Source organism: Marinicella sediminis, from assembly GCF_002000055.1.
In the GTDB taxonomy this organism is placed as follows: Bacteria; Pseudomonadota; Gammaproteobacteria; order Xanthomonadales; family Marinicellaceae; genus Marinicella; species Marinicella sediminis.
The window spans coordinates 1-10,144 of record NZ_MVBD01000021.1; the positions used below are offsets into that span (position 1 = coordinate 1).

General features: G+C 47.3%; 10 protein-coding genes. 6 read left to right on the plus strand and 4 right to left on the minus strand.

The window, feature by feature from the left end:
• Positions 1 to 208, plus strand: a 208-nt coding sequence (locus B0475_RS17925; protein WP_232781913.1) for a hypothetical protein, incomplete at its 5' end; no start/stop codon positions are given.
• Positions 209 to 366: 158 nt separating this feature from the next.
• On the opposite strand, the gene infC is transcribed toward B0475_RS17925, so the two are convergent.
• From infC to B0475_RS17125, 3 genes are all read right to left on the minus strand, one after another.
• Complete coding sequence (gene infC / locus B0475_RS17115; protein WP_077413106.1) at positions 367 to 891, minus strand: translation initiation factor IF-3; 525 nt, start codon at positions 889 to 891, stop codon at positions 367 to 369.
• An 18-nt stretch (positions 892 to 909) separates the two neighbouring features.
• The gene (gene thrS / locus B0475_RS17120) at positions 910 to 2,817 is read right to left on the minus strand and encodes a threonine--tRNA ligase (protein WP_077413113.1); all 1,908 of its coding nucleotides are present in this window, start codon (positions 2,815 to 2,817) and stop codon (positions 910 to 912) included.
• A 90-nt stretch (positions 2,818 to 2,907) separates the two neighbouring features.
• Positions 2,908 to 3,642, minus strand: a complete 735-nt coding sequence (locus B0475_RS17125; protein ID WP_077413107.1) for a pyridoxine 5'-phosphate synthase — start codon at positions 3,640 to 3,642, stop codon at positions 2,908 to 2,910.
• Positions 3,643 to 3,968: 326 nt separating this feature from the next.
• Here B0475_RS17125 and B0475_RS17130 point away from each other — a divergent pair, with 326 nt between their 5' ends.
• The gene (locus tag B0475_RS17130; RefSeq protein WP_077413108.1) at positions 3,969 to 4,724 is read left to right on the plus strand and encodes a hypothetical protein; all 756 of its coding nucleotides are present in this window, start codon (positions 3,969 to 3,971) and stop codon (positions 4,722 to 4,724) included.
• A 352-nt stretch (positions 4,725 to 5,076) separates the two neighbouring features.
• Here the strand turns inward: B0475_RS17130 and B0475_RS17135 are convergent, their stop codons facing one another.
• On the minus strand, positions 5,077 to 5,925 hold the full coding sequence (locus B0475_RS17135) for a tryptophan 2,3-dioxygenase (protein ID WP_077413109.1): 849 nt from the start codon (positions 5,923 to 5,925) through the stop codon (positions 5,077 to 5,079).
• A 338-nt stretch (positions 5,926 to 6,263) separates the two neighbouring features.
• Here B0475_RS17135 and pdhA point away from each other — a divergent pair, with 338 nt between their 5' ends.
• From pdhA to B0475_RS17155, 4 genes are all read left to right on the plus strand, one after another.
• On the plus strand, positions 6,264 to 7,346 hold the full coding sequence (gene pdhA, locus B0475_RS17140) for a pyruvate dehydrogenase (acetyl-transferring) E1 component subunit alpha (protein ID WP_077413114.1): 1,083 nt from the start codon (positions 6,264 to 6,266) through the stop codon (positions 7,344 to 7,346).
• Positions 7,288 to 8,319: an alpha-ketoacid dehydrogenase subunit beta gene (locus B0475_RS17145; protein ID WP_449288556.1), complete on the plus strand. Its 1,032-nt coding sequence runs from the start codon at positions 7,288 to 7,290 to the stop codon at positions 8,317 to 8,319. The genes pdhA and B0475_RS17145 overlap by 59 nt, the downstream gene beginning before the upstream one ends.
• Positions 8,316 to 9,638 carry a dihydrolipoamide acetyltransferase family protein gene (locus tag B0475_RS17150; RefSeq protein WP_077413111.1) on the plus strand — a complete coding sequence of 441 codons (1,323 nt, stop codon included), beginning with the start codon at positions 8,316 to 8,318 and terminating at the stop codon, positions 9,636 to 9,638. The genes B0475_RS17145 and B0475_RS17150 overlap by 4 nt, the downstream gene beginning before the upstream one ends.
• Positions 9,639 to 9,848: 210 nt before the next feature.
• Positions 9,849 to 10,144: HvfA family oxazolone/thioamide-modified RiPP metallophore (locus B0475_RS17155; RefSeq protein WP_077413112.1), on the plus strand; the 296-nt coding region annotated here is incomplete at its 3' end.

The following is a 10,144-nucleotide window of genomic DNA, read 5'->3' on the forward strand; positions in this document are numbered from 1 at the left end:
CGACTGCATCAAGGAGAAAAACTCTGGTTCGTTGACACTCACCAACCGTTCTCATCGCTTGCGCGGGTTTGAAGTTAATAAACTTCAGTGTCTTCGATTAGGCTTCTTTGTGCTGGGCACAAAACCGCCTTTTCTGCGACTGCATCAAGGAGAAAAACTCTGGTTCGTTCACACTCACCAACCGTTCTCATCGCTTGCGCGGGTTTGAAGTTAATAAACTTCAGTGTCTTCGACAAGGCTTCTTTGTGCTGGGCACAAAACCGCCTTTCCTCAGACGACATGTCAGACTCTTTTGCAAAACAAAAGCTTCATGACAAATGGGCATTAAGCCCCGGTGAAGTCCGGGGACTTCACTGTATTCAGTGATCACTTAGCTGGCTTAGGAGCCAACAACATAATCATGAAACGACCTTCCATTTTCGCTGGTCGCTGTTCCACGACCACTTCTTCCTTCAATTCTTCTTCCAAACGGTCCAGGATGTCAGAACCGATGTCCCGGTGAGCCAGCTCACGTCCTCGGAACATGATGGTGACCTTAACCTTATTACCCTGGCCGATGAATTTTCTTAAATTTCTGAGTTTGACCTGAAAATCAGCTTCTTCAGTATTGGGCCTGAATTTGACCTCCTTCAACTGAACTTTCTTCTGTTTTTTCTTCGCTAACTGTTGTTTTTTGGCCATTTCAAATTTGAACTTGCCATAATCCATGATTTTACATACCGGTGGTACTGCTTTGGGTGAAATCTCAACCAAATCCAGCCCCGCACCTGCTGCCCGGTCACGGGCTTCGGCCGTTGATATGATACCAACCTGTTCTCCATGTTGGTCAATCAGTCTTACTTCAGGAACCCTGATTTGGTTGTTCCTGCGTACCTTGTCATTTCTAGCGATTAGTCAATCCTCCAAATGTTATTTTTTATCTTTGATTTGTTGATTCATCAGTTCAATCAACGCATCAACTGTCATGGAACCCAGATCTTCACCATCGTGTGATCGAACGGTAATGGTACCTTCTTCCATTTCTTTGTTACCCACAATAACCAAATAATTGGTCTTGTTCAATGTGTGCTGGCGAATTTTATAGCCGATCTTTTCGTTTCTCAAGTCATAAATGGACCTAAACCCATGATTTTTCAAAGTTTGTCCCACTTTTTCAGCATATTCAGCCTGTTGACCGGTGATATTGAGTACAGCAGCCTGGGTTGGCGCCAGCCACAAAGGCATGTTTCCGGCATGGTGTTCCAGCAAAATACCAATGAATCGCTCGAATGATCCAAGGATGGCACGATGCAACATCACCGGAGTAACCCGGTCGCCATGTTCATCTATGTAAGTGGCTTCCAAACGATTGGGCATGGAAAAATCCACTTGTATTGTGCCACATTGCCAAACTCGATTCAGGCAATCTTTCAGTGAAAATTCAATTTTCGGACCGTAAAAAGCCCCTTCACCTGGCAGTTCTTCCCATTCAATGCCTTTGTCATCCAATGCATCAGCCAGGGCTTTTTCAGATTTATCCCAGACCTCATCACTCCCCACCCGCTTTTCAGGTCGGGTTGAAATGCGGTATATAATGTCTGTAAAGCCAAAATCAGCATACACTTCATGCAAAAAATCAATGAACTCAGACACTTCGGCACTGATCTGACTCTCTTCACAAAAAATATGCGCATCATCCTGAACAAATCCACGGACCCGCATCAAACCATGCAACGCTCCCGAAGGCTCATTGCGATGACACGAACCAAATTCTGCCAACCTGATGGGTAAATCACGATATGACTTCAAACCCTGGTTATACACCTGAACATGACATGGGCAGTTCATAGGTTTAACAGCAAACTGACGATTTTCAGATTCCACGCTGAACATGTCATCGCCAAACTTATCGGCGTGTCCTGATTTTTCCCATAAAGTGTACTCAACCACGGAAGGTGTATTGATTTCCTTATAATCTCTGGCGTTCAATTTAACGCGCATGTATTGTTGAATCGACTGATAAATCGACCAACCACGATCATGCCAGAACACCATACCAGGTGCTTCTTCCTGAAAATGGAATAAGTCCATCTTTTTACCCAGTTTCCGATGATCGCGTTTTTCAGCTTCCTCCAGAAAATGCAGGTAATCCTTGAGGTCTTTCTTGTCAGTCCATGCCGTGCCATAAACACGCTGCAACATTTCATTGTTGCTGTCACCGCGCCAGTATGCACCAGCGATGCTCATCAGCTTAAACACCTTAATTCTACCGGTATTGGGAACATGGGGCCCCCGACACAAGTCAGTGAACTCTCCCTGACGGTATAAGGACAGCACCTCATCCTGAGGGATATCGCGAATGATTTCCGCTTTGTATTTTTCGCCTTTCTCTTCAAAAAACTCAATGGCCTCATCCCGAGACAACTCAAATCGCTCCACAGGTAGTTTTTCTTTGACGATTTTTTTCATTTCTGCAGTGATTTTGGCCAGGTCATCTTCGTGGAAAGGCTCCGGACTTGCAAAATCATAATAGAAACCGTTATCAATCACCGGGCCGATGGTCACTTCGACATCGGGAAACAGGCGTTGCACTGCCTGAGCCATCAAGTGTGCACATGAATGGCGGATCACTTCCAAACCGTCTTCACTTTTTCCCGTAATGATGGTCAGATCAACGTCTTTGTCTATCACATAAGATAAATCAACCATGTCTTCATTGACACGTGCTGCCAGCGCCGCATTGGCCAGTCCCGGACCGATGTCCGCGGCCACATCTCCAACCGACAAAGCTTGTTCATATGAACGTTGGCTGCCATCAGCCAGGGTTACTGTAATCATCATTCGTTTCCGTGTTTCAATCAGGTGTTGCAAAACACCTGCAGGGGTTATTCAAAAAAAGCCGCAAATTATAGCATGTCTGCAATGAAATCAAGCTGCTGATGCACATATTTCAAGGTATCTGCTGATCACCTGACCGACTCCCATCTCAAGCGACTCAATGGTCAGCGCATGACCAATGGAAACTTCAAGAATATCTGGTATGGTCAGAAAGTCTTTGAGATTATGCAAATCCAGGTCATGACCGGCGTTCACACCCAACCCCAACGAAGTGGCCAACTTGGTGGCTTCCCGGTATCTGGCCAGCACTTCATGCTGATTATCCTGTCCGTAAGCCTGGGCATAGGACTCGGTGTACAACTCTATCCGGTCAACACCGCATTGAGCAGCCAGCCTGACTTGCTCAAGGTCCGGATCCAGAAAAACTGAACAACGGACATTCATGTGGTTTAACTGCTGAGCCAGTGTGGTTACCTCGGTGGCGTGTTGATGCAGATCCCAACCATGATCCGATGTCAGCTGATCCGGACCATCAGGAACCAGCGTGCATTGATCAGGCTTTGTTTCCGCTATCAATGCCATGAATGATTCTGACGGGAATCCTTCGACATTAAACTCTGCTGAAGGATGATGTTTGATCAGATTCGCCAGCTCCCTGGTGTCTTTCCTGGTGGCATGACGCTCATCCTGACGGGGATGAACCGTGATCCCATCAACCCCCATGGCCAGTAACTTTTGAGCATACTGCAACACGTTGGGGTAATCCCTGCCACGTGAATTCCTGAGCAAGGCAATTTTGTTTAAGTTAACGCTGAGTGCGGTCATGGCCACCAACAGAATATCAAAACTGAGATTTTAACCGAACACAGGTCATCTCTGAACTTATTTATTGAGGATAAAAGAGGCTGCAACAGGTCGCGAGGTTGCAGGCACAGCACAGAGAGAAAACGTCAACCCACAAAACTCTGTACTGCCCTGCTGGTGTAGGAATGATTAAATCCCACGATTTGGAGATAAATTTGACCTCCCCCTGATCGTTTCACATGTTGCGAAATGAGATAAAACTGATGCTTCAACGCTCAGGTTAGGTAAATTGTACATGAACTGCATGACGTGATAATATTGCGTACAAATATGCGCGCAAAAATAATATGAAGACTTCCAACAGACATTTGGTTCAGCTACAGAAAGCATTGATACCGGTGAGTAAACTGGTCATTAAATTCGGTCTGCAATGCCAGGAATTCAAGACCAAAATACAACAGGCCTATATCAAGGCCGCTGAAGAGCTGCTTCGTGAAGATGGCATCAAGATCACTCATCAGGCCATTGCCGTTAAAACCGGCATCGATCGCCGGGTCATCGCAGAATTAAGCAATGAAGACGAGCCCAGACAAGAAGCCTTGAACAAAATGGACATGGTCATCATGGCGCTGCAGAAATCCAAAAGCCAGCACGACACGCTGACCCATTCAGCCATCACCAACCTGATTGATGGCATCTATGGCAATCACATCAGAGCCAGAGCGGTGATCACCGAATTATTGGCCAACAACATCATTCAAAAGCAAGACAACCAATACCTGATCACCGAATCATTGAACGAACACCTGATCCAGCAAGCCGCCCTGGCTGATGAAGTTGACATCACCACCAAAAGACTGTTTCAAACGTTTTACAAAAAAATGTTTGCCGCTGAACAGGCAGAGCACCTAAACCAGGCTTCCATATACTCAAGCAAAATCCCCCACAGCAAACACCCTGAGGTCAACCAAATGATCGAAAAAAGAATGCAAGCCTTTCAGCTGGAGATGATTTCCCTGATCAGTGAGTATGAAACCAATGTTCCCGAAGGCACGTATGCCAATGTGGGCTTTGCACAGTTTCAATTTGACTCAAATCACTAAAAAAACATTCAAAAACGATTGACAAACGTTTTTTTATGCACAAGCCGTCATGGATTATCAACAAAACAGCGATTTAGCAAAAAACACTTAACCACTACATTCAATAACCATCTTAAGTTGTTGATATTAAAGAACAATGATTGTCGGTTAAAAATTAACCAATCTGACCAGGATGTAACAGGGGTGTGAACAAGGCTGGATAAAATGAAAGTTATTAACAAAGTTATCCACAGCTTTTGTGGATAACTGATGCCCCTTCAACAGACAGGGATGTTCCTTGGATACGGCGGGATAAGTTTCAACAGTTAGACCAATCAACCACTTGCTGGCAAGCCGCCTACAATGGCGGGCTCTAGAGCACAGTTCTGAGTTTTAGCAACTCAGGAAAGAAGGTCAGCTCAAGCGCCTTCTTCAGAAAGCTGACACCCGATGAACCGCCTGTTCCCTGCTTGAAGCCAATGATGCGTTCAACTGTTTTCATGTGCCTGAATCGCCAGAGCTGGAATGACTGTTCAACATCAACCAATTGCTCACAGAATGCATAAATAGGCCAATGCTGATCTGGCTGTTGATACACTTCTACCAGCACGTCCATCAATGGCTCACTGAATTCATGGGGCTGCCGGATGTCGCGGTTGACCAATGCTTCAGGAATCGCATATCCCTGGTCCGATAAGTGACGAATAAACACATCATATATGCTGGGTGAACTGAGCACCTCTTCCAAAGTATTCCTGGAGGCTGATCCTTCGGGAAATACCTTGATCATTTTGTGATTCTTATTCCCCAGCAAAAATTCCACCTGGCGGTAATGGACTGACTGAAACCCGGAAGCATTACCCAACACATGACGAAACTGCATGTATTCACTCGGTGTCAGGGTCTCAAGCACGGACCATTGCTCAAACAATTGTTTTTGTATTTGTTTAACCCTGGCCAGGATTTTTGACGCCCTGCCCAACCGCTTGATCTGGACACACCGAATGGCTTCATTCAGTTCATGAACAATCAGCTTCATCCATAATTCAGAAGTCTGATGCTGAATGATGAACAACATTTCATCATGGTGCTCTGGATCACTGATGGGCTTTTGTGCAGCAAACAGCGTGTCCAGACACAAATAGCCACCGTAATTTTTTCGTTCTGAAAGGTCCAGTCTGATACCAGCTTCCAATGGTCTGAAGTTTTTTTCGCTACTCATGATTGTAATTTTTATGATTCTAGGTTGATTATTCTAACTGTCTTGACTCCGGGACGGAGAATTTTTCCCAGATAACTGGCTGCAGGCATTTATTAAACGGCTCCATTCCGATATAATACGTGCCGCTTAAAGTGCCACATAACTGAAGTTTACTGGCCTGCATTATAAAGACAGAAGCGACGATGTGTGAACTGAATGATTGTTTATTCATTTTCAGTGACACCACAGGCTTCTGTCAAGTTGAGACCAATCACCCAAACTGATTCGAAATTCATTTTCATTGATGGGAATGATGGGTCGCGACTGACACCCTTTGCCAACATTTTCGGAGAGTGAAATTGACCACAGTTGCATCTTTTAATATTGACTATCTGCAATACCTGACACCCAATGGTGAACTGGTCGGCGATAAGAAACCCAGCATCGCGACAGACTTTGAACAGTTGAAGTCCATTTATGAGCTGATGGTACTGACCCGCACCTTTGACGCCAAAGCTGTGGCGTTGCAAAGAACCGGTAAATTGGGCACTTATGCCTCTTGCCTGGGCCACGAAGCGGTGCACATTGGCATCGGTTCTGCGATGGCAGAAGAAGATTGCTTTGCCCCCATGTACCGCGAATATGGTGCCCAGTTCTATCGGGGAGTTAAATTATCAGAAGTTCTGTTGTACTGGGGCGGCGATGAACGCGGCAGTGATTTTTCAGGACCCAAACATGATTTCCCCTGGTGCGTGCCCATCGCCACCCAATGTACCCATGCTGCTGGTGCAGCCCTGGCTTATAAACTGCGTGGTGAGAAACGCGCGGCAGTATCAGTGGTTGGTGACGGCGGTAGCTCAAAAGGTGATTTTCTGGAAGCCATCAATGCGGCCAGCGCCTTTAAACTGCCCATGGTACTGATGATTGTCAATAACCAGTGGGCAATCTCTGTGCCCCGCAAAAAACAAAGCACCGGCCGCACCCTGGCTCAAAAAGGCCTGGCCGGCGGCCTGCCATCCATTCAGGTTGATGGTAATGATTACATTGCTGTATACACCGCTGTCAAAGCCGCTTTAAAACGGGCTTATGAAGGCAAAGGAGCCTCGGTCATTGAGGCCATCACTTATCGCCTCAGTGATCATACCACTGCCGATGATGCATCCAGATACCGTCCCGATGATGAAGTTGAAAATGCCCGTCAGTTTGAGCCCATCAAACGCATGCGCAAATACCTGACCAGTCAGGGTCAGTGGAATGAACAACTGGAGAACCAACTGCTCAACACATGTAAAGTGGAAGTGGACGCTGCAGTTGAAGAATACCTGAATGTCTCAAAACCCAAAGTGGGCGACATGTTTGATTACATGTACGATGAATTACCACATGACCTGGCTGAACAAAAAGCCTACGCAGAAGCAATGGAGGAGAAGTCTAATGGCTAAAGTGACAATGGTAGAAGCCGTAACCATGGCGTTGGCTCACGAATTGGAACATGACAAGGATGTGGTTGTACTGGGTGAAGACGTAGGCATCAATGGCGGTGTGTTTCGTGCCACCAATGGCCTGGCTCAAAAATTTGGCGAAGATCGGGTGATCGATACGCCACTGGCAGAAGCCATGATCGCCGGGATGACCGTTGGCATGGCAACGCAGGGCATGAAACCAGTGGCAGAAGCACAATTCATGGGCTTTATCTTCCCCATGTTTGAGCACATCGTTTGTCATGCTGCACGTATGCGCAACCGAACACGTGGCCGCTTAACCTGTCCACTGGTGATTCGCGCTCCATATGGTGGCGGCATTCACGCCCCGGAGCATCATTCAGAAAGCATTGAGTCGATGTTTGCCCACACCCCTGGCATCAAAGTGGTCATTCCATCATCACCTTCAAGGGCTTATGGTTTGCTGTTAGCTGCCATCCGCAGTCCGGATCCAGTGTTGTTTTTTGAACCCAAGCGCATTTACCACCTGAACAAAGAAGAAGTCGAAGACGATGGCGAAGAGTACCCACTGGACATGTGTTTTGTGATTCGTGAAGGCACAGATGTGACCCTGGTCACCTGGGGAGCCATGATGAAAGAAACCTTGGCAGCAGCTGACAAATTGGCAGAACAAGGAATTTCAGCAGAAGTCATCGATGTGGCCAGCATCAGCCCGCTTGACATGGAAACCATTCATGAGTCTGTGGCCAAAACAGGGCGCTGCGTTATCATTCAGGAAGCTGCTAAACATTGTTCAGTGTCTTCAGAAATTGCGGCCAACCTGGCCGACCAGGGCATATACGACTTGCTGGCGCCTGTGAAGCGGGTAACCGGTTATGATACGATCATGCCATTGTTCAAGATGGAAATGAAATACATGCCGTCAGTGGACAGAATCTTACAGAAAGTCAATCAAGTGATGGAGGTATCATGAGTATTTTTAAATTACCTGATCTGGGTGAAGGTTTACCGGATGCAGAAATTGTTGAATGGCATGTCAAAGTCGGCGATACCGTCGAAGTGGACCAGCCTATGGTCTCCATGGAAACCGCCAAAGCAGTGGTTGATGTACCCGTACCAACCGCAGGTGTGGTGGCTAAACTGTATGGCGAACCTGGCGATGTGATTGATACCGGCGCACCACTGATTGAATTCAGTGTTGATGGCGAAACTCCAGCCAGTACCAACGATGCCGCAACTGACAACCAGGGTGACACCCCTGCCAAGCTTCGTGAAGAAGCTGAGCAGGTCCTGATGGACCTGAACGATGAAGAACCCGCCGCTGATGCGAAGAAAAGCGAAAACATCGGTACGGTGGTAGGTCAAATGGAATCATCAGACCAGGTGGTTGACAGCATGACCGATTTTGGTGGCAAGAAAGCAGCACCAGCGGTGCGTGCACTGGCCAAGAAACTCAAAGTTGATCTGAGCACAGTTGAGGCCACTGGTGCCGGTGGCGTGATCAGACCATCTGATGTCAAGGCCGCTGCCGCCAACCCCAAAAAACCGGCTACTCAACCAGCAGCTCCTGTTCAGAACAGCAAGCCTGCCCCTGAGACAAGGCCAGCTTTACCTGAAAAACAGGCTGCCCCTGCACCCAGTAAAGTGGTGGTGGACGATCAGTGGCAACAGGTCAAAGGCTCAAGAAGAACCATGGCACGGGTCATGCAAAACTCACATGCCAGTATTGTACCGACCACCATCATGGACGATGCAGACATCAATAACTGGCAACCAGGTGAGGACATCACTGCACGCCTGATTCGCTCACTGGTGGTGGCAGTAGAAGCCGAACCCACACTGAATGCCTGGTTTGACGGTGAAAAACTTTCCCGCAGGCTGATCAGTCATGTGGATGTTGGCATTGCCGTTGACACCGAAGACGGCTTGTTTGTACCGACCATGCGCAACTGCGAATCACTGGACGCTCAGGGTGTACGTGAAGCGATGAACACCATCAAGCAACAGGTTCAGGGACGCAGCATTCCACCAGAAGCCATGAAGGATTACACCATCATGTTGTCAAACTTTGGGGTTTATGCAGGACGTTATGCCACGCCGGTGATCACCCCACCTTGTGTGTCGATCATTGCCGCCGGCAAATTGCGGCATGAAGTGGTACCCGTACTGGGCGGCATGGAAGCCCACCGCATCATCCCATTGTCTTTGACATTTGATCACCGAGCCGTCACTGGCGGTGAAGCCGCCCGTTTCCTGGCAGCCATGATCAAAGACTTGTCCAAGACCAGATGACGAGTTAATTTTTCATTAATCAGTCTCTCAAAACGCTCAATAATTTTTTATTGGGCGTTTTTTTTGTAATAAATTATCTTGGCTGAGGTCATCTCTGTGTGCTTATAATAAACACCGAAACAAGTCGTTGATGGTGAGCCAAAGGCTCATTCAAATCAACCAGCGTTTTGAAAAATGTAAATTTTAATCATTCCCTCGGAGGAGATAATTATGAAAAACTTTAAGTTAAAACCTGTTAATGCAGCCATCGCAGCAGCTGTGACAGTCGTGGGTGCAGGCGCTTTGATGAGCGAATCTGACAACCCATTTGGTCAAAACGACCTGACAGACGGTTACCAAAATGCTGATGGACGCATTGCCAAAGCCGATGGGTCTGGAGAAGGCAAATGTGGTGAAGGCAAATGCGGCGGCGATGACAAGAAGACCGAAGGCAAATGCGGTGAAGGCAAATGCGGCGGCGATGACAAAAAAGCCGAAGGCAAATGCGGTGAAGGCAAATGCGGCGG